The organism is Chloracidobacterium sp. (assembly GCA_016711345.1).
Classification (GTDB): domain Bacteria; phylum Acidobacteriota; class Blastocatellia; order Pyrinomonadales; family Pyrinomonadaceae; genus OLB17.
In genome coordinates, this window is the sequence record JADJTD010000001.1 from 2,224,484 (window position 1) to 2,245,315 (window position 20,832).

Below are 20,832 nucleotides of genomic sequence, written 5' to 3' on the forward strand. Positions count from 1 at the left end.
ATCTGCCTTATCCGCTCAATCCGCGTTTAATACTTGGAATAAAAAGACTTACTCGCCGAGGTAGGCTTCTTTGACACGCGGGTCTTGGGCGATTTCTTTTGAGTTGCCCTGCATGACGATGCGGCCGGTTTCGAGGACGTAGGCACGGTCTGAATGATGTAGAGCGGCGTTTGCGTTCTGTTCGACGAGAAGGATGGTCGTGCCTTCTGCCTTGATCTCGTCTATCGCCTCAAAGATCGAGTGAACAACCAGCGGAGCCAATCCCAACGAAGGCTCATCAAGCAACAACAGCCGCGGACGCGACATCAACGCCCTTGCCATAGCAAGCATCTGCTGCTCACCGCCCGAAAGTGTACCGGCCTTTTGCTGTTCGCGTTCTTTAAGGCGCGTAAACAACGTAAATCCGCGTTCCATATCATCGGCGATCCCTTTCTTATCGTTGCGGATATAGGCTCCCATTTCGAGATTCTCGCGAACCGTTAGATTTGCAAAAACACCTCTGCCTTCCGGCGACATCGCAATGCCCATCGATACAAGCTTATGAGCAGCCACGCCGCTGATCTGTTTGCCTTCGTACATCACGCGGCCTTCCTTAGGATCGAGCAAGCCTGTGATAGTGCGAAGAGTAGTCGTTTTCCCCGCACCGTTAGCTCCGATCAGCGTCACGACCTCTCCTTGCTCGATGTGCAGATTGATGTCCGTTAGCGCTTCGATAGCACCGTAACTGACTGAAACATTTTCTAAAGTAAGCATCAGTCTCCTAAATACGCTTCGATCACTTTCGGATCATTTTTGACGTCCTGCGGCAATCCCAAAGCGATAGATTTGCCATAATCGACAACCTGAATACGGTCGCACACGCCCATGACGACGCGCATGTTGTGCTCGACGAGGACTATGGTCAAATTGAATTTGTCGCGGACCTTTTTAATAAGCTCAATAAGGTCTTGCTGTTCCGAAGGATTCATTCCCGCGGCAGGCTCGTCTAATAACAAAAGCTGCGGACGCGTCGCGAGTGCTCGAACGATCTCCAGGCGTCGCTGATTGCCATACGGCAAACTTGTTCCGCCCTCATCCTTGTATTTTTCGAGATCAAATATCTGCAGCAGTTCTAGAGCAAAGTCACGGTGTTCCTTCTCGTCTTTGAAATATCGCGGCAGCCGAAATACCGCGTCCATAAGATTCTGTTTTGCGTGGCGGTGACAGCCTGTGATGACGTTTTCGAGAACGTTCATGCTAGGAAAGAGGCGAATGTTCTGAAACGTACGCGAAACTCCAAGCCGCGAGATCTGATAAGGTTTCAGGCCGTTGACGCGAGTTCCGCCAATTCGAATATCACCTGACGTTGGCACATAAACGCCTGTCAGAAGATTAAAGATCGTTGTTTTACCGGCTCCATTCGGCCCGATCAGGCCATAGATCTCGCCTTGGCTGACTTCCATAGTCAGCTCGTTCACCGCCGTTAGTCCGCCGAATTTGATCGTTGCTTTGTCCGTCTTGAGAATATAATTTCCGTTCTCGGCCATTTACGACAAACCTCCCGTCGATTTGTCTGCACGGCGAAAACGTTTTAGAAAACCACCTAGTTCAGAGGTTCCCAAAATGCCTTGCGGCCTGAGGATCATCGTCATAATCAAGATGAGAGCAAAGATAACGAGCCGCAGATCGGCAAACTTAAACACCGTCGAACCTATCTGAATGTCAGGAAGCTGGCGAAGAAGTTCGGGCAGCAGAGTCACAATTATCGCTCCGAGGATCGCACCTGTCATCGATCCCATACCGCCGATGACGATCATAATAATGATCTCGAATGATTTGATGAACTGAAAATCGTTGGTGCTTAGAAACTTGTTGTAATGAGCAAACAGCACGCCCGCAACGCCTGCAAATGCCGAGCCGATAGCGAAGGACGTTACCTTATAACGCGTCGTGTTGACGCCCATTGCTTCTGCTGCAAGTTCGTCCTCGCGGATAGAGATAAGAGCTCGTCCCATGTCGGACCGGACAATATTACGAATAACAACGACCGTAATAAGAGCGAAGATCCCGATCCACAAAAAATTAGCGTAACCCGAAACCTGATAGCCAGTCGCACCGCCGACTGCATCGATATTTAGAATGACAATGCGGATGATCTCGGCAAAACCGAGCGTTACAATAGCAAGATAATCGCCTTTTAGCCTAAGGCTTGGAATACCGACGATCAAGCCCATTAAAGCTGCGACGATCGCTCCGATAACTATCGCGATTAACAGAACCAAACTCGACGCAACAGTCTCACCCAGAAATCCAAATGAGCCTTCGATCGCTTTTCCGTACGTGACCGTGAAAAATGCGGATGCGTAAGCTCCGACGGCCATAAATCCTGCGTGGCCGATCGAAAACTGGCCGGTAAACCCGTTGATCAGATTGAGCGAGGTCGCAAGAATAATGTTGATGCCAATGAAAGCAAACAGGCGAGCTTGGTAATCATCAATACCGACACCAAAAAAACCGGTACTGCTCATCATGGCGTTCAATACATAGAACGCCGCGATGCACACGGCTGCAATTCCGAAAGTTTTGATTGACGAAGTCATCTTAAACTTTTTCCTGGACGTTCGATCCGAGCAATCCAGCCGGGCGAACCAAAAGAACGATAATAAGGATCGCAAAAGCCACAGCATCTCGATAGGTGGACGGAATTCCAATTGTGCTTCCGTAGCCGACAACCAAAGTTTCAGCCGCACCGATCAGCAGTCCGCCAAGAACGGCGCCGGGAATGTTTCCGATACCGCCAAGTACGGCAGCAACGAACGCTTTAAGGCCAGTCATGATGCCCATTAGCGGCTCGATCTTCGGGTTGTATTGTGCGGTCAGCACACCGCCGGCCGCTGCCAGTGCAGAGCCCAATGCGAACGTAAACGCAATAACAAAATCCGTATTAATGCCCATCAACTTTGCTGAGTTGATGTTAAATGAGACCGCACGCATCGCTTTTCCGATCTTGGTTTTAAAGATGATCCACTGAAGAAGGATCATCAACAGTATCGAGACTGCAAAGATCAATATCTGCGAAGTTGAGATCGTTGCGTTGCCAAACAAGGTTATGTTGCTGTTTGGTAAAAGCTGGGGAAACGATCGCGGAGTGCCTGAGAAAATAAATACAAATAGGTATTCGATAAGCAGCGACATTCCGATGGCGGTAATGAGCGTCGTCATCTTAGAAAATTTGCGAACCGGACGATACGCAAATCTCTCGATCGCCATGCCTATTGCGGCGGCGATCGCCATTGATCCAACGAGCGTCACGACAAACCCAAAGGCTGACGGTTCAGAGGCAAATCCGAGCGAAGTCGCAAGGATAAAGCCTGCATAGGCTCCGACCATATAAATATCGCCGTGAGCAAAATTTATAAGGCGAAGAATGCCGTAAACCATAGTGTACCCCAGCGCGATCAGCGCGTAGATAGAACCGATGGTTAAGCCATTGATCAACTGTTGAACAAAAGTATCCATAGAGCGAGTTTGGAGTCCTGAGTCTAGGGTCTGAAGTCGAAACAATCAAACCTAGACTCAAGACTTTGAACTCAAGACTTACTTATTAGAATTTGCTGCGGCGGCCGTATTCGTATTTGAACCCGTGTTGGCTGCCGGAGCCGAGCCTTCCGGCGAGATCGTTTCCTTGAACTTCAATTTACTTGACGCCGGATCGAGTTCCAGAACAACGGCGGGTTTGACCGCGTTACGTGTTTTGTCGATAGTGATCTTTCCGGTTACGCCGGCAAAATCTTTGGTCGAGTTGATCGCGTCCTTTAATTTTACCGAATCAGTGCCGCCGGCCCGCTTGATAGCATCTGCCAAAACCTTAGCCGCGTCATATGCAAGAGCCGCAAGTGAATCAGGCTCAACATTGAATTTCGCCTTATACGCTTTTACAAAATTCTGAATTTCAGGAGCCGGATTCTCGGCCGAATAGTGGTTCGAGATAAATGTATTCTTCAAAGAATCGCCGCCTAGCTTCCATATCTCAGGTGAATCCCAGCCGTCACCGCCCAAAAGCGGCATCGTCATATCCAGCTCGCGGGCTTGTTTAGCGATAATACCGACCTGGCCGTAATAACCCGGGATATAGATAACGTCGGGTTTTAGGTTACGGATCTTTGTCAATTGTCCCTTAAAATCAGGATCAGTCTGCGTATAGGCTTCTTTAGCAACAAGTTTTCCGCCGAGTTTTGTAAACTCTTCTTCAAAAAACTGCGTGAGGCCTTTGCTGTAGTCCGAGTTCACATCGCCAAGGATCGCAGCCGTCTTAGCCTTGAGCGTATTCGCAGCAAACTTAGCCATAACCGAGCCTTGGAACGGATCGATAAAACAGACGCGCGAAATATAATCGCCAACTTCGGTGACCTTCGGATTAGTTGACGAAGGCGTGATCATCGGTATCTTTGCTTCCTGGGCGACCGGTGCAGCGGCAAGACTGTTTGTCGAGGCAACTTCGCCGAGTACAGCCTGGACCTTGTCCTGACTGATCAGTTTGGAAACGACGGTCTTAGCCTGTTCCGGCCGGCCTTGATCGTCCTCGATAACCAATTGGATCTTTTTACCGTTTACACCGCCGCCGGCATTGATCTCTTCAACGGCAAGCTCGATGCCATTTTTTGTCGATTGGCCAAAACTGGATGTCTGTCCAGTAAGATCGCCATAAACGCCGACCTTTATAGTGTCGCCGGTTGTCGTGGACGTCGATGTATTTGCGCCTTTCTGGACACAGGCAAACGAGCAAAATATCGAAAAAACTAAAGTGATAGTCAAAAGAACTCTGGTCATAGATTCCTCACCGTCTGTTTGAATTGAATAAATTAAGATACCTTACCGGATTTGATACGCGCTTTTCCGGGGAAAGTTTAATTGGCATTATACCCGATTCCGATAGCGTGTCGAACATCTATCAGCTAAAATCTCATCACGAGAGGTTTTAAAGACAGCTATGAAAAAGGAATTCGGCGACATGCCTGCCGAAGATTTCCGCAAATATGGTTACGAGGTAGTTGATTGGATCGCAAACTATTTTGAGCATATTGACGAATTTCCGGTGCTGGCACAGGTCGAGCCAAACTGGTTAAAGGATAATCTTCCGGCGTCCGCGCCGGAACAAGGCGAGGATTTTGGCGACGTTTTGGCTGATGTTGATCGGCTAATTCTTCCATCGGTCACGCATTGGAACCATCCAAATTTTCACGGGCTTTTTGCAACCTCGACAAGTTCGGTTGGCGTTTTTGGTGAAATGCTGACGGCGGCATTCGATATGAAAGCGATGCTTTGGCGAACGTCGCCCGCATCGACCGAGCTCGAAGATGTAGTGCTCGACTGGCTGCGGCAGATGATGGCGCTGCCTGAGCATTTTGAAGGAATTATTTACGACACGGCATCGGTTTCGACAATGCACGCGATCGCTGCGGCTCGTGAACGGGCAGGCTTTCACATTCGCGATGAAGGCATGAGCGGCCGAGATGATCTGCCTTTGCTACGCGTTTATGCCAGCGAACACGTCCATTCGTCGATAGATAAAGGCGTAATTACGCTCGGCCTTGGATTGCGTTCGCTTCGAAAGATCGAGTGCAACGCTGCATTTGAAATGATCCCGGAAAAACTGGCTGAGGCAATAGAAGACGATATTGAAAATGGTTTTGTGCCCATCTGCGTGATCCCAACGGTCGGCACAACATCGACCTCAAGCGTCGATCCGGTCGATGCAATTGCTGATATCTGCGAGAAATATGGCATCTGGCTTCACGTTGACACGGCCTATGCCGGATCGACGGCGATCGTTCCCGAATTTCAAAAGTATTTCAAAGGATGGGAACGAGCGGATTCGATCGTAGTCAACCCGCACAAATGGCTGTTCACGCCTTTCGATCTGTCGGTCTTGTATTGTAAGGACCTGAACGAATTGAAAGGCGCGTTTTCGCTGGTCGCGGAATATCTCAAGACAACCGATGAGCCCGCTGTAAAGAACGGCATGGATTACGGCATTCAGCTTGGACGACGTTTTCGGGCGTTGAAGCTGTGGTTCGTAATACGATATTTTGGCCGCGAAGGCCTTATTGCCCGGCTTCGTGAGCACTGCCGTCTTGCGAGACTGTTTGCATCGTGGGTTGAAGACTCGCCGGATTTCGAGCTGCTCGCGCCAGTGCCGTTTGCCCTTGTTTGTTTTCGTGCTCGTGTCAGTAGCCCGCACGTAAGTAAGGGCCTTGCCGAGTCAGAACCGGGAGCGATAGCGACTGGGTTCCTTTCCGACGAGAAATTGAACGCCCTGAACGAAAAAATAATGAATGAGATAAACGCATCCGGCGATGCTTATCTTTCTCATACAAAACTCAATGGTAAATACACGCTGCGGCTTTCGGTCGGCAGCATTCGCGTTGAAGAAAAACACTTGTTAAAAGTCTGGGAGTTGTTAAATCGGCAATTAGCCGTGCAATTGGAACAAAAATAATATGCTTATACACATCGTTTGCTGGAAATATAAAGCCGAGACCGAAGCCGAATTGCGTGATGAACATCGAGCTAAGCTGCGCGCTTTGCCGTCGCTGATACCCAATATCCTGAGTTTTGATGTTGGTGAGGATGTTTTGCATCTCGAACGCTCGTTCGACACGGGCCTCGTTTCTCATTTTGCAGATATTGCGGCGCTCGATCAATACAATGATCACCCCGAGCATCAAAAAGTTGCGGCGATGGGCAGGGAAATTGCAGAAAAGGTCGTTTCAGTGGATTTCTATCGATCCGAGTAGCGAAAACTGTGTCAGCACAGCAGAATAGCAAACGATTTTGTTACTGCTAACATCAAACCAGAGCATATTTACAAGATATTTTGCGGATTATCGAAATGAACAAGATCATCAGAAACGTATTTCAAGCGGCCGCTGTGTTGACCGTTTTATCAATTCCTACGTTGGCGCAGGCGGTGAAGCGTGCCCCGTTTGACGTCACAAACTATGTGATGGACGTGTCCTTGATGCCGACGGAGCGAAAGATGAACGTGACCGTCGATGTCAGTTTCACGCCGCTCGAAGATACACGTTCCGTCGCGTTCGAATTGAACGGCTCTCTTAAAGTTGAAAGCGTTACGCGGCTTGATAAACCTACGGCTATTGCTCCTGCGCCAAAGCCTCCGATCAAATCTGTTCAGCCCAAAACAGTTCCGCAAAGCCCGATAACCTTTATCCAGGACCAAACAAACAGCACTGATCTCGGCCCGCACGTCCGTATTGATCTTGGTGACACTGTATTGAAAGGAACGCCGGTCGTGCTTCGTTTCAAATACAACGGCATTCTTGATGGTCCTGCTGGCGGCCCGCTGCTGTCTAAACGGCTTGCTTACATCGGCGACGGTCAGGGTTATTTAATGTATGCGGCTCGGTGGTTCCCGTTTCACGATTATGCGGCGGATGTCGCGGCTTCGGACATTACGATCTCGATACCGGCAGGATTTCAGGTTGTCGGTTACAGCGATTCTGCGGTAGCAACCACGGGAAGTAAATACCGGTTTGTTCAATCAACGCCGGCACTGCCGGGAAACTTTGCGTACGGCAAATATGTGCCAAGAACGATGCGCATCGCCGATCAGGAATTGCAGTTTTTTGCAAAGCCGGGAAGCGACGCACTTATTTCGACCTACGGCGAAACGCTGGGTAAGGCGCTCGACTACTACACCAAGCGTTTTGGCGAACCGGCCAGCGGCAAGCGGTTGACGGTTGTCCAGATCGATGATGACAGCCTCGATTTTTATTCGTCGCGCGGCATGCTCTTTGTCGCACAGCGTCCGTTTGAAGAGGGCCGTGATGTCACGAAAGATCGTTTGGAACGCGAGGCGGCGTATCAATGGTGGGGTTTGACCGTCGGGCTGAAATCATTTGACGATGCATGGCTCTCGCAGGGGTTAGCTGAATATAGTGCATTTAGCTTGCGTGAAAGCCAGCTTGACGGGGCAAAGCTTGATGCGATCCGCCGCGAACTGCTCGAAAAATCACTTACATTCGAGCAAACTGCATCGCTTTTGCGTGCGCCGGCAAGTCTTGACGATCAAAGCATCGGCTACCAGTACATCATGTATGCAAAAGGGGCGTTTGTTTACAAGCTTCTTCGCGACACGCTTGGTGCTGATAAATTCGATCAGTTGTTGAAGACCTATTTGCAGGAGTTTCGCGGTAAGAGCGCGTCGATCGACGATTTTGAAAAGCTCAGCTCACGAATTGCCGGAAACAATATGCGATATTTCTTTGCCCGTTGGGTCGAGAGCACGGGCGTGCCTGAGTTTACGAGCGATTATCTTATCCTGCGCACACGCGGCGGCAAATTCGTCGCTCGCGGCACCGTTAAGCAGAATTACGACAATCTCCGGCTGCCCGTTGACGTCCGACTCAAGTCCGAAGGCGATGAAGGCTTAAAGACGGTCACGCTCGATATGGAAGACGCGAGCGCCGACTTTAATATCGAATCTACGGGCAAACCGCTCGCAGTCGTTATAGATCCGAGCTATAAACTTCTTCGTATCTCGCCCGATCTGCGGGTTTCGTCGATCGCCCGCCGTGGCATCGAACAATTTAAGGAGGGCAATTACGTCGAAGCACAGACGCAGTTCGAAGCCGCTCTGAAACTAGACCGCTCAAATTCGTGGATTTACTATCACCTCGGCCTATTGTTTCTCGAACAACGCAACTTCGACCTTGCGATCGATAATTTCAAGGCCGCACTCAGCGGCAACCTCAATCCTGCATGGCTTTCCGTCTGGTCCAACATCAAAATGGGCAACGCCTACGACGCCAAAGGCGACCGCACCAGAGCCACCGCCGCCTACAAACGCGCAGAAACACTCGGCGATAATTACGACAACGCCCAAGATTCCGTGAAAAAGTACATGGCCGCGCCCTACGACCCCAAGGAAAAACAAACCACGGCGGTAAACTAAGCCGCCAACGCCGTAAAGACCTATTGCAGAAGCCCGCACGAAGTAAGGGCTTAACACTCAACGCCGAATGTTAAGCCCTCGCTCATGCGCAGGCCTCTGCAAAAAAACGTCGTTGATAATATCGAAGTTGGTGTATCATCAACGACGTTGGCAAATTCGCCGCCTAGCTGAAAGCCTGCCGCGTCCAACACGCCCGAGGCGCCACATAGTAAGTAGTTTATGAAAGTATTGATAGCAACCACCCTCCTATCGCTAATTCTTTCTATTCCGGCCTTTTCTCAGAAGATCGAGGACGGCTGGAAAGGACTGCTTCCTTTCAAATCGACAAGGGCGGATTTCGAAAAAATCTTTGGAAAGGGGACGCGTGACGAACTGGGAGAATTCGAGATGGTACTTCCCCAGCGATACGTGTACCGAACCGACGAAACGCTCATTCGGGTTACCTATTCTGAAAAACAATGTGATGCCCGAGACGTTTTTTATCGGATGAACGTTCCCGATGGAACAGTTCTTCGATACAGCGTTTCGTTCAAACACCCAAAACCTCTTTCAGGTTTCACGTTTGATTCAGATCGGCTTGTTCGCTGTCCAAACGCAGGCACGTACTATTGCTATTATCAAACTCCCGAGAAGACAGATGTGTTTCCGCCCTCAAAGGCAAAGGCAGAAAATGTGTTTCCCAATGAAACTGCCATGCGTTACGGCATTTGGTTCGAAGGAGAAATAATTACAAACCGTGATTTCGTAAGGGCTCTTTATTATGTAATGCCCTGGGGCGAAAGAGAAAGGCATCCATGCAAACTGCAAAATCATTAAGCAACTCGGTCGAGATCCATCAACGCCATTCTTTGACGACATTTCCTTTTCGATACGGGCGGAAACGCGAGTGTTAACGAGCGTGCACTTGGCGACGAGACTTCTCGGCCGAACGCACGCTCCTTTGCAGTCGCGTTTCTGCCTATAGTTCGATACGTGTCGTCGGGATAGGCCATTACGGCGGTGCCGATCGATCCCGGATGCAGAAGCCCGCAAAAGAATTGCGTTCAGAGTTACGCCTTTAGGCGTGAGGTTTTAGATCGAGCATCACGCCTAAAGGCGTAACTCTGAAAGCGCATGCCGAGGCCTTTCTGTGGTCAACGGTGGTCGCTAAATCGGCTGTTTTGCGGGCGAGGCGGCGAATATGGCGGAGCTAACCGGTGGTCGACTAGTGGAAATCGCAAAAAACGACGTTTTTAAACCTGAAATTGTCGTGAATATGAAATTTCTCCGATGGCCTTTTGGGGGGTCAGCGATGGCTTTTTGAGGGTCTGCGATGGCTTTTTGGGGTACAGAAACGGCGCATTTCCGGCCGTTTATCGGTAAGTCGTTGCAGATCATATATTTAGCTTGGAATTACGCCAGTTTTGACGTGAGTTGATGCTTCTTGTCGTCGATTCACACCGTCGTCGATGACATCCGGCATTATTATCGTTATTTACATCAGTTCACAGGTCCATTCTCACGATTCTGCCATCCGATCTCTGACAACGGACAAACTGACAATTGCATTTAGTTGTTTACTAAGTCCTTCGTTTTGTTTATACTGACCGAGGTTTGCCACGTTTGCGGTTTGTTATCGCGATGGAGAGAGCAGACGTTCAGAAGATTTTTGCAAAAGACTGAGGTCTTTAAGTTTAGCGAGTTCTAAGGGTCTGAGGCACGATCTCGTAACATGAGATTTGGTGCTCCCCGTTAGGTGAAAGGCAGCGTTGCTTTTCTAAACCGAGATTCCTGCGTGAAAAAATTTCAATACTTGTCCATTTTGGGGCTTTGCTTCCAAAACCAAGCTATAAAACCACAACGCGCGCGTTTCCCTCGCTCGATCTAAACCCTTAGTCTGCAACAATTCCACATCTGAACACACTCTCCGTCTTCAAACGAATGGGCAATTTATATACCCAATTTGAGGAAACAATTTTTGTATGTCAAAAGAAATGATCGTTAGCGTCAATGGACGCGAAAAGAAGATCGCCATTCTCGATAATGGCAAGGTCACTGAATTTTATATCGAACGCGGCGAGGAAAATGCAGGCGTCGTAGGCAATGTTTATAAGGGCCGCGTGATGCGTGTGCTGCCCGGGATGCAGTCGGCCTTTGTCGATATCGGGCTCGAGCGCGATGCGTTTTTGTATGTGACCGACTTCTTTGATGAAGAAGAAGAGATCGAGCGAATTATCATCGAAAAGGGCAAAAAATCCACGCCCGAAGAGGCTAAACGCGAGGCAAATGAACAGATCGATCGCTCCCGCATTGAACGTGAAAAGCAGATGGAATCGGTTCAGGAGCTTGCTGAGCCTCTGGTCGCAACTGCTGATCCGATCGAGGATTCACCTGCCGATGAACCAGCACAGATCAATGAACCGCAGCCCGAAGCAATGCCCGACTCACGGCCTGAAAAAGGTAAACGCAGTCGCGGCCGAGGCAAAAAAGATCGCGAACAATCGGTTGAACCTGACGCTCAGTCCGCTCCGATCTTCGAGATCGAGTTTGATAATTCCGGCTTCGAACGCATCAGCGATAGCGATGACAGTGATACAGGCGATCTGTTCAAGGACGCATATGTTCAGGAAGCCATAATTGATCGCGTTCGCGCGGTCGAATTTGATATGGAAACTACCGCCGCTGCTGAGGTCGGATCGCTTCTCGCCGAAGTCGGTAGTGATGCCGGCGGCTTCGAACGCATCGCCGATGAGGACGAAGAAACGCCCGCTCCCGCAAAAGGCCGTGCAAAATCCAAAGCAAAAGCTCCTGATAAAGAAACTGCTCCTGCAAAACCCAAAAAACCTGCTAAAAAAGCTGCTTCAAAAGGGAAGTTTGCAAAGCCCAAGGCCAAAAAATCAACTAAAGACGATGCCGAGGCCAGCCATAAAGAATCAGATGGTAAAGCCGAAATGGCAGTTCGCCGGGGTGGACGAGGTCGCAGAAAGCCCAAGGCTAACGGCGAGGAAACTCTCGACGAAACATCAGAAAGTGTTGAGATTATTGAGGTTGAAGCTTCTGAGCCAGAACCTCAGGTGATCGAAGAGGTCCGCAACGAGCGTCCGGATGACCGTCCCGAGGATCGCCCTGAGGAAGCTCCGCAGGATCGCGAACAATCGGATGATCGTCCGCGCGGCCGTGATAATAATCGCGACCGTGGTCGGCGCGGTGGCAGAGGCCGCAACGATAGACCGATTGGTGATAGACCTAATAACGAGCGTCCAAGTGGAGATCGTCCGGCCGATGATCGTCCGAATCGCGATCGTCAATCAAGCAGCGGCAAACGTTTTGATCGCAACGACCGTGGCAATCGCGGTCCGCAGCCGACGATATCGGATCTTCTAAAAGAAGGCCAGGAAATTCTCGTTCAGATCGCTAAAGAGCCTATCGCAAAGAAAGGCGCTCGTATCACTTCGCACATCGCTTTGCCGGGACGCTACTTGGTATATATGCCGACGATCGAGCATCTCGGCGTGTCGCGAAAGATCGAATCTTCGAATGAACGAAGCCGTCTCAGGACGTTTATTCAACGTATTCGTCAGGATGCCGAGATCCCGTCTGGCGGCTTTATCGTTCGCACAGCAGGCATCGGAGTTTCCGAGGAAGATCTAAGAAACGACGCAAAATACCTGGCTCGAATGTGGGCCGACTCAAAGAAAAACTCCGAAAAGAAAAAGTCGCCGGCTATCGTTCACCAGGACCTCGATCTTGTTCAGAGAATATTGCGCGATCAACTTGCAGGCGATTTCACGGCCATTCGCATCGACAACGATGAGGAATATCAACGCACGGTTGAATTTATCAATCTCATCCAGCCGCGAATGGTCAATCGCGTCAAGCTTTATACCCGTGACGAGCCGATCCTCGAGTATTACGGCGTCCAGGAAGAGATCGACAAAGCTCTCAAGCCCCGCGTCTGGCTCAAGTCTGGCGGCTATCTCGTCATCAATCAGACCGAAGCTCTCGTTTCGATCGACGTCAACACCGGCAAATTTGTCGGCAAAGGCAATCAGCGTCTCGAAGACACCATCACGCGAACCAACATGGAAGCAGTTGATGAGATCGCGCGGCAGATCCGCCTTCGCGACCTCGGCGGCATCATCGTGCTCGACCTGATCGACATGGACGACCGTCGCAACCGGAACAAAGTTTCTCAGGCGCTGCAGGAAGCTCTCGCGAGCGACAGATCGCCCAACAAGGTTCTCTCGTTCAACGATTTCGGCCTGATAATAATGACCCGCAAACGCGTCAAACAGTCGCTGGAGCGTGTCATGTGTGCCCCGTGCGAATATTGCGAAGGCGCCGGCTGGGTCAAATCGCCGACTACAACGGCTTATGAAATACTCGCCGAGGCCCGCCGCCTTTCGAAGCATCTTGACGATGTTCGGCACACGACGCTGCGTGTTCACCCGGATGTTGCCAAGGCCTTGCGCAACGACGAACGCGAGGTGCTCGAGGAGATCGAAGCCTATCTCGGCCACATCGACATCGCCTCGGACAAATCCGTCCATCAGGCACAGTTCGATTTTGCGTTTGTCTAAACCGAGCAAAGCGTAAGGAATTTTTTAGCCGCGAATGTCATTGTGATATTCGCGGCTATCTGCATTGCTACATCTTCTATCTGTGGCAGCTACAACGACCGTCTGCACCAGCTACATCTTTTCAACGCACCAAGTGAATTAGGTCGCTGTATCAGGTGAATCTTCTACACTCCGGCGTGAATCTTTTCGCCGACAGACCGAGATTGGTGTATTATCAACGACCATCGGTGTTAAACGATCGGTGTTAATAAGTAGTTTGGTGCTACGCGTGCGGTGGTTTTGATGTCTAATCAGGGAACATTGCCAAAATTCATTGAGCGGCGTAGATCCCGCATCCTGATTTGTCTTGGCGCCGGCCTAGTTCTCAGTTATGCCAATGCGTCTTTCGTGGACAGTATGCCCGTATTCTTGGTCCGCCTTTTGAATTTACCGGCCTTCCTCTGTTCATACTGTGTGTTCGCTATCGAGACCTTACCCGACGATGACGTGGCCTTATATGAAATGGCCCGGAATCTTCAGTGCTACTTCCTCGGTCTCTGGCTGAACGTCCCCTTCTATGATTTGCTGATATATTGTGCTTGGTGGCTATACGATAAATGGAGCGGTGGGCGAAGTCGGCTTTAGCTAATTCATAGCCTCTAGAGTTTTAGATCTTTTTTGGCGTCTTTGGGGTTTGCGGGTTTTGCAAAGATCGAGTCAGGGATCGGTTTGTTGAAATCGACGGACTCGTAGTTGATTCGCGAAGACTGTTTGCCATTTGTCCAGCGGTCAACGATGAATGGCGTCTTTATGCCGCCGATGTCCAGGAACTGCGCGTAGCGGTCTTCTTCTTTGACTTCTTCGCCGTCGGCGTTCGTGCGTTTGTAGAGTGCCTTTTGCGGCAGGCCGTCGTCGGCTGCGAATTCGAACTCAACCGTAAAGCCGTCTTTGTAAGTGAGTTTTACAACTTCGTTACGCTTGCCCAGCGTCGCAGCGCGTTTGCCGACATAAGTCAGTTCGCCATCGCCTTTCCAGTGGCCGTGCAGCAGATTGTCGAGACTCGTCCTAATACCCTGTTTGAAATTGGCGATCTGAGTTTCGTTCTGAATCTTTATTACGTCTAAGCTGTCGTCATACAACCAACCAGTACTGCCATTATTAACTTGAATTGATCGCGAACCGCCGCCCTTAAAATCAGTGCGCTCTTTGTCAGGAAAAACGATGACATCAGTAAAAGATTGATACGAAATAAGCGAGCCTTCCTTCATCAAGCTAAACTGCCCGCGTCCGATCTGCGTCTTGACTTGCAAATACTTTTCACCGCCGAGGCTTTGAACCGCTTTTTTAATAATCGACTCCGCTTTCTCTTTGGAATCACTTTTACTCGTGTCTGTCTGAGCGTAAGCGATCCACGAATAGGTAACTACAAAGAAAGACAACGCAACCGCTTGAAAAGTATGTAAGAGAAATCGATTCATAATAAAAAGGCTTCGATGAAATATTATCACCGAAGCCTTTGATGCAATAAATTTAATAAAGGTTTAGTTCAGGCTGAACATCTCGCCCGCTTTTACCGTGATCTCGCCATCAACCGCGTCAACGGTAAACTTCATCGCGGCCTTCCATTCGTTTGTGATGGGCAGTTTTACCTTTTGGTCGATGTGCCGTTTCAGGAAACGTGCGCCGTATGTCTGGCTAAAGCCTTTCTCGGTGAGCAGGTTAAGGGCGGCTTCGGTGATCTCAACGAGCTTGCCCTGACGCTCCATGTTTCGCTGTATCTTGGTCAGATAAAGCTTGGCGATCTCGCGTACCTCATCCTTTGTCAGCGGAGCAAAGATTATCATCTCGTCGATACGGTTACGAAATTCAGGCGTAAACCGAGTCTCGGCGGCCTTCATTACGTCGCTGCGGATCTGTTTCATATCGCCGCTGGGATTATTGGCGAAACCGAGCGGCGACTCGTATTTTTTGAAATTGTCCGAGCCCAGATTCGAGGTCATGATGACGATCGCGTCCGAGAGATAAACTTTCTTACCGCGTCCGTCTGTGATCCAGCCTTCGTCAAAAGCCTGGAGGAAAATATTCATCAAGTATGGCGACGCTTTTTCGACCTCGTCGAGCAGCAAAACGGTGTAAGGATTGTCGCGAAGCTGTTCGGTCAAGATGCCCCCGCGCTCAGAGCCAACGATGCCGCGCGGCATTCCGATAAGCTTTTCAATACCGATCGTGCCGTCTCCGTATTCGCTCATGTCGATGCGGATCATTTTGCCTTCATCGCCGAACATAAATTCGGCAACAGCTTTTGCAAGTTCGGTCTTGCCGACGCCGGTCGGGCCTAAGAAAAGCAGCACACCATCAGGCGCATAATGATTTTCTTTCAGCGGGCCTTTGTTGAGGCGAAGTCGTTCGGCAACCGCGCGAACCGCGTCCGTCTGCCCGACAACACGATTTCCCAGGTCCGCTTCCATTGTTGAAAAGCGGTCGGATGTGTCGCGATAGATCATATCCTTAGGGATACGCGATTCCTGAGAAATGACGTCGATGATGTGTTCGGGGAGCACGGTCATCTCCAGCGGTTCGTTGATCTCGACCTTGACCGAAGCCGTGTCGAGCCAGCCGATCGCTTTATCGGGCAAGTGTAGATTGCGGATATATTTTGGCGACATCTCGAGTGCCATGTTTATGGCCTCGTCGGAGATCGTCACCGAATAATTTTTCTCAAGACGCGGGCGAATGCCGAACAGGATCTCCTTCGTTTCATCAATGCTAGGTTCGTCAACTTTCACAAGGCGGAAACGCCGTGAAAGAGCTTCGTCGTCGCTGATATATTCTTTGTACTCGGTGATCGTAGTTGCACCGATGATCCTCAGCTCGCCGCGCGCGAGCGCCGATTTGAACATATTTGCCGCATCCGATGTTGTTCCCATCGCCGCACCTGCGCCAATGATCGAATGAGCTTCGTCAATGAAGAGAATGATGTGATCTTTCTCTTTGACCTCGTCGATGATGCCTTTTATACGCTCCTCGAACATGCCGCGAAGCATCGTGCCGGCAACAAGTCCGCCCATCTGAAGCTGAACAATATGCGCGTTGCGAAGACGTGCGGGAACCTTTTCAGGTTCAAGTTCGATCATACGCGCAAGTCCTTCGACGACCGCTGTTTTACCAACGCCCGGCTCACCAACTAACATCGGTGAATTGGAACGTTCGCGGTGCGAAAGGATCTCGATCATTTGCAGGATCTCCCGCTCGCGGCCGATCGTCGGTGCGATCTTGTCCTGACGGGCAAGTTTATTCAGAGAAACTCCAAAATGCCGCAGAAACGAGGGCAACTCGTATTTTTGGCGGACGCGTTCCTCTTCTTTTTCACGCTTTTTAATTCGCGTGCGGGCCGTCTGAGCGACCTCGTCGGATGGCACTCCCAAATTCTGTAATACGTCATTGAGCACACTGCGCTCGTCGTTCGATAGAACGTAAAAAATATCACTGCCGTCGATCACACGGCGCCCTTGCGAACGCGCACGATCCATCGCACGCTTAAAAAGCTCGGTTGTCTCAGGCGCGATGCGATAGCCTTTGCCACTGTGCTGCCTGCCGGCTTCCATTCTTTTTTCGATCAGCAATTTGACCGAACGCGGGTCAACAGCGAGGTCACGCATTGTGGATGTAAAGAGTTCGTCCTCTTCAAACGCAATTGCGTGCAAAATGTGTTCGATAGAAACGTAGTTTTGATCGCGTTTTTTGGATTCGCCCAATGCCGTTTCCAAAACTCGCTGCCCGCTCTCGCTAAATTTGTCTTTGTATGCGTCTATATCTGCCATAATTCCCTTGTAGAAAAACTAAAAACTATGATGCGGGCCGGCGTGGAAGGTTGTGCCTAAATTCCACTATAACACTTTGTCGCGAGTGCCGGAAAGCCTATTATTTGGGTGACTAATCTCACTGTATCCCAAACTGTCCCGAGTGTTCCACCTGTTTTTTCATTCGGCGGCGGAATCAGCCAAGCACTTTCCCACCTGAACACGAGCGGGCCGCAGCAGTTTATCGCCAAACTTATATCCTCGTGCATATTCCGCAACGATCTTGCCGTCGTTTTCAGCGTCGGTCGCGGCTATATCAACTGCCTCATGAAGTTCAGGGTCAAAATCGACCCCGACCGAACCGATAGGCTCGACACCAACATCTATCAGCGCCCGCTCAAAACTGCGTGCCGTGCCGATAACCCCGTTTCGCAAATGTTCAACTGACGGATCGGTCTCGCTTGCCGCAACGGCAAGATTGAGGTTGTCGAGAACCGGAAGCAGCGTTGTCAAAAAGTTGAACCGGCCTTGCTTTGCACGATCTTCGAGGGTTTTCATCAGCCTCGCACGCATGTCGGCAGTCTCTTTTTCGAGATTGGCTTTTGCTTCCTCAAACTTTGCCTGGACGCCGACGAGTTTTGTTTCGGCGGCCTCACGCCGCTCTGTCTCAGCTTTCAACTTTACTTCTAGAGCGATCTCGGCGGCTGATTTGACCGGGCCATGTTGAGGTTCGTCAACGTCGATACGCTCACCGTTATCGTTAAAACGACGTTTGTCATTGACGGGAATTTTCTCGTCAGTTCCCACAACTTCGTCAAATTCTGTTTCTTGCTCGTTCATTTTTTTCTTAAACATCTGAATCTAATTGTAATGCTCCTGTTCGGAATGCAGAAGTGCTGTACGTAAGCAGGGCTTAATTTACAACCTTGCTCACGCACTGGCTTCCGCCCGACTCTTTGTCGGCGTAAATTTGATCTCGCCATTTTCCGCCGATATACGAACGGTCTGACCGCTCGCGATCTCGCCATTGAGCAAACTGACCGCAAGCGGATTTTGAATCAAATTTTGTATCGCCCGCTTGAGCGGACGTGCACCGTAAACCGGATCATAGCCCTCGGTGACGATCAGATCTTTCGCAGAATCGTCCAATTCTATGGTGATGCCGCGTTCCGCAAGGTTTTTGCGCAGTTTCTCAAGCTGAACATCGATGATCTGCGCGATCTGTTCTTTGCCCAATTGCTGGAATACGACTATGTCGTCGATGCGGTTCAAAAACTCGGGTTTGAAGTGATCCCGCAGTACTTTTAACACTTCGTTTCTTATGTCGCGGTCCACCAACGGGTTTTCCGATGCCGACTGTATCTCCCGTGAGCCTAGGTTTGAGGTCATTATCAGAACGGTGTTCTTAAAATCAACGACGCGGCCTTTAGAATCGGTCAAACGGCCGTCGTCAAGAATTTGCAACAGTACATTGAATACATCAGGATGGGCTTTTTCGATCTCGTCAAACAGAACGACCGAATACGGCCTGCGTCTTACAGCTTCGGTCAATTGGCCGCCTTCTTCGTAGCCGACGTATCCCGGAGGTGCGCCGATCATACGAGCAACGGCGTGCTTTTCCATATACTCGGACATATCGAGCCGGATCATTGCTTTTTCGTCATCGAACAAAAATTCGGCCAACGCTCTTGCGGTTTCAGTTTTACCAACGCCGGTCGGCCCTAGAAAAATGAACGAGCCGATAGGACGATTTGGATCCTGCAATCCTGCGCGGGCACGCCGCACGGCGTTTGCGACGGCCTCTAAGCCTTCGTCTTGGCCGATGACACGCTTGCGGAGGTTGTCCTCCATCGCGATGAGCTTTTGCATTTCGCCCTCGAGCATTTTCGAAACGGGAACTCCGGTCCATCTCGCAACGATCTCAGCGACATCTTCTTCATCGACCTCTTCTTTAAGAAAGACACCATCCTTCTGAAGTTCGGCTAGTCGCTCCTGCTCGGACTCAAGCAGCTTTTCAAGCTCGGGGATACTTCCGTACTGTAATTCTGCAGCTTTATTCAGATCGCCTGCCTGACGGGCTTGTTCGAGTTCAAGCTTGGCTTGTTCAAGCTGGCCCTTTGCGGTGCGCATCTTTTCGATCTCGTCTTTCTCCGATTGCCACTTGGCTTTCATCGCCGAAGATTTTTCGTTGAGATCCGCGATACGTTTTTCGATATCGTCGAGCCGCTCTTTAGATTTCTTATCTGTTTCATGAGAGAGTGCTTGACGCTCGATCTCAAGCTGCAATATCTCTCGCTCGAGTACATCTATTTCCTGCGGCAAACTGTCGATTTCGATACGAATGCGTGAAGCCGCCTCGTCAATGAGGTCAATTGCTTTATCGGGCAGAAATCTGTCAGTAATGTAACGATTTGAAAGTGTCGCAGCCGCGACGATGGCGGCATCTTTTATACGGACACCGTGATGAACCTCGTAACGTTCCTTTAATCCTCGAAGGATCGCGATCGTGTCCTCAACCGTCGGTTCGCCAACATAGACCTGCTGGAATCTGCGTTCGAGAGCTTTGTCCTTTTCAATATATTTCTGATACTCGGCAAGCGTTGTGGCTCCGACTGCTCGCAGCGTGCCGCGTGCGAGAGCAGGTTTGAGCATATTCGACGCATCTATTGCGCCTTCCGACGCACCGGCACCGACAAGAGTATGTAATTCATCAATAAATAGAATTATCTGTCCTTCGGCTTTTTCGATCTCGTTGAGAACTGCCTTTAGCCGATCCTCAAACTCTCCTCGATATTTCGCACCGGCGAGCATTGCTCCGAGGTCGAGCGAAACTAATTTTTTGTTTTTCAGCGTTTCCGGCACATCGCCAGAAACTATGCGCTGTGCCAATCCTTCGACAATGGCGGTCTTTCCAACACCGGGCTCGCCTATTAGGACAGGATTATTTTTTGTTCGACGCGAAAGTATCTGGATGGTCCGGCGGATCTCGTCGTCACGCCCGATCACAGGATCGAGCTTGCCTTTGCGGGCACGTTCGGTCAGATCTTGTGCGTATTTATCGAGAGACTGAAAATTTTCCTCGGCGTTCTGGTCCGTGATTCGCGAACCGCCTCGCATATCGGTGATCACCTTTTCGAGGTCATCTCGATTTACACCGTTCGAGCGTAAAATGCGTCCGGCATCGCCGTCATTTTCTGCGGCGATGGCCAGCAAAAGATGTTCGGTCGAATGGTACTCGTCCTCCATCTTCTCAGCTTCTTTCTGAGCTTCGAGAAAGATGGTGTTCGTTCGCGAGCTGAAATATTGCTGCCCGCCGCTAACCTTTGGAAATTTCTCGATAGCAGCCTGAAGTTCAGTAACTATCGCTTGCGCGTTCGCACCGATCTTGCCAAAAATGGGTTTGACGACTCCCTCTTTTTGCTCAAGCATCGCCGCAAGCAAGTGCTCTGGCTCAACCTGCTGGTTCTGGTTTTTCTCGGCGACACTGATCGCTTCTTGCACGGCTTCCTGGCCGCGGATCGTAAATCTGTCGAATCTCATA

At 50.2% G+C, this 20,832-nt stretch carries 14 protein-coding genes; 5 read left to right on the top strand and 9 right to left on the bottom strand.

The genetic code is table 11. The features are described 5' to 3' along the window. Window positions 1–48 precede the first annotated feature (48 nt). The 5 genes from IPL32_09225 to IPL32_09245 form a co-directional block, all read right to left on the bottom strand. Entirely contained in the window at window positions 49–753 is a 705-nt protein-coding gene (locus IPL32_09225; protein ID MBK8466000.1) for an ABC transporter ATP-binding protein, read from the bottom strand. After that, complete coding sequence (locus IPL32_09230) at window positions 753–1,526, bottom strand: ABC transporter ATP-binding protein (GenBank protein ID MBK8466001.1); 774 nt, start codon at window positions 1,524–1,526, stop codon at window positions 753–755. Before IPL32_09230 ends, IPL32_09225 begins: the two co-directional genes overlap by 1 nt. Next, window positions 1,527–2,579, bottom strand: coding sequence for a branched-chain amino acid ABC transporter permease (locus tag IPL32_09235; protein MBK8466002.1), 1,053 nt, complete (start codon window positions 2,577–2,579; stop codon window positions 1,527–1,529). It abuts the gene before it with no gap. A 1-nt stretch (window position 2,580) separates the two neighbouring features. Next, window positions 2,581–3,498, bottom strand: a complete 918-nt coding sequence (locus tag IPL32_09240) for a branched-chain amino acid ABC transporter permease (protein ID MBK8466003.1) — start codon at window positions 3,496–3,498, stop codon at window positions 2,581–2,583. Window positions 3,499–3,576: 78 nt separating this feature from the next. Next, window positions 3,577–4,809, bottom strand: coding sequence for an ABC transporter substrate-binding protein (locus IPL32_09245; GenBank protein ID MBK8466004.1), 1,233 nt, complete (start codon window positions 4,807–4,809; stop codon window positions 3,577–3,579). 160 nt (window positions 4,810–4,969) lie between these two features. Between IPL32_09245 and IPL32_09250 the strand changes: the two genes are divergently transcribed. The 5 genes from IPL32_09250 (at window position 4,970) to IPL32_09270 (ending at window position 13,512) form a co-directional block, all read left to right on the top strand. After that, a complete protein-coding gene (locus IPL32_09250; protein MBK8466005.1) occupies window positions 4,970–6,478 on the top strand; it encodes an amino acid decarboxylase in 1,509 nt (502 codons plus the stop codon). A gap of 1 nt (window position 6,479) precedes the next feature. Further along, a complete protein-coding gene (locus IPL32_09255; GenBank protein ID MBK8466006.1) occupies window positions 6,480–6,776 on the top strand; it encodes a Dabb family protein in 297 nt (98 codons plus the stop codon). A gap of 95 nt (window positions 6,777–6,871) precedes the next feature. Further along, the gene (locus tag IPL32_09260) at window positions 6,872–8,953 is read left to right on the top strand and encodes a tetratricopeptide repeat protein (protein ID MBK8466007.1); all 2,082 of its coding nucleotides are present in this window, start codon (window positions 6,872–6,874) and stop codon (window positions 8,951–8,953) included. Between the two features lie 219 nt (window positions 8,954–9,172). After that, window positions 9,173–9,769, top strand: coding sequence for a hypothetical protein (locus IPL32_09265; protein ID MBK8466008.1), 597 nt, complete (start codon window positions 9,173–9,175; stop codon window positions 9,767–9,769). Window positions 9,770–10,914: 1,145 nt separating this feature from the next. Next, window positions 10,915–13,512, top strand: a complete 2,598-nt coding sequence (locus IPL32_09270) for an Rne/Rng family ribonuclease (GenBank protein ID MBK8466009.1) — start codon at window positions 10,915–10,917, stop codon at window positions 13,510–13,512. Window positions 13,513–14,150: 638 nt separating this feature from the next. On the opposite strand, the gene IPL32_09275 is transcribed toward IPL32_09270, so the two are convergent. The 4 genes from IPL32_09275 to clpB form a co-directional block, all read right to left on the bottom strand. Continuing rightward, window positions 14,151–14,969 (bottom strand): hypothetical protein, encoded by an 819-nt coding sequence (locus IPL32_09275; GenBank protein ID MBK8466010.1) that lies wholly within the window; start codon window positions 14,967–14,969, stop codon window positions 14,151–14,153. A 63-nt stretch (window positions 14,970–15,032) separates the two neighbouring features. Further along, a complete protein-coding gene (locus tag IPL32_09280; GenBank protein MBK8466011.1) occupies window positions 15,033–17,312 on the bottom strand; it encodes an ATP-dependent Clp protease ATP-binding subunit in 2,280 nt (759 codons plus the stop codon). A gap of 159 nt (window positions 17,313–17,471) precedes the next feature. After that, window positions 17,472–18,146 (bottom strand): nucleotide exchange factor GrpE, encoded by a 675-nt coding sequence (locus IPL32_09285; protein MBK8466012.1) that lies wholly within the window; start codon window positions 18,144–18,146, stop codon window positions 17,472–17,474. 75 nt (window positions 18,147–18,221) lie between these two features. Beyond that, window positions 18,222–20,831: an ATP-dependent chaperone ClpB gene (gene clpB / locus IPL32_09290; protein MBK8466013.1), complete on the bottom strand. Its 2,610-nt coding sequence runs from the start codon at window positions 20,829–20,831 to the stop codon at window positions 18,222–18,224. Window position 20,832 lies beyond the last annotated feature (1 nt).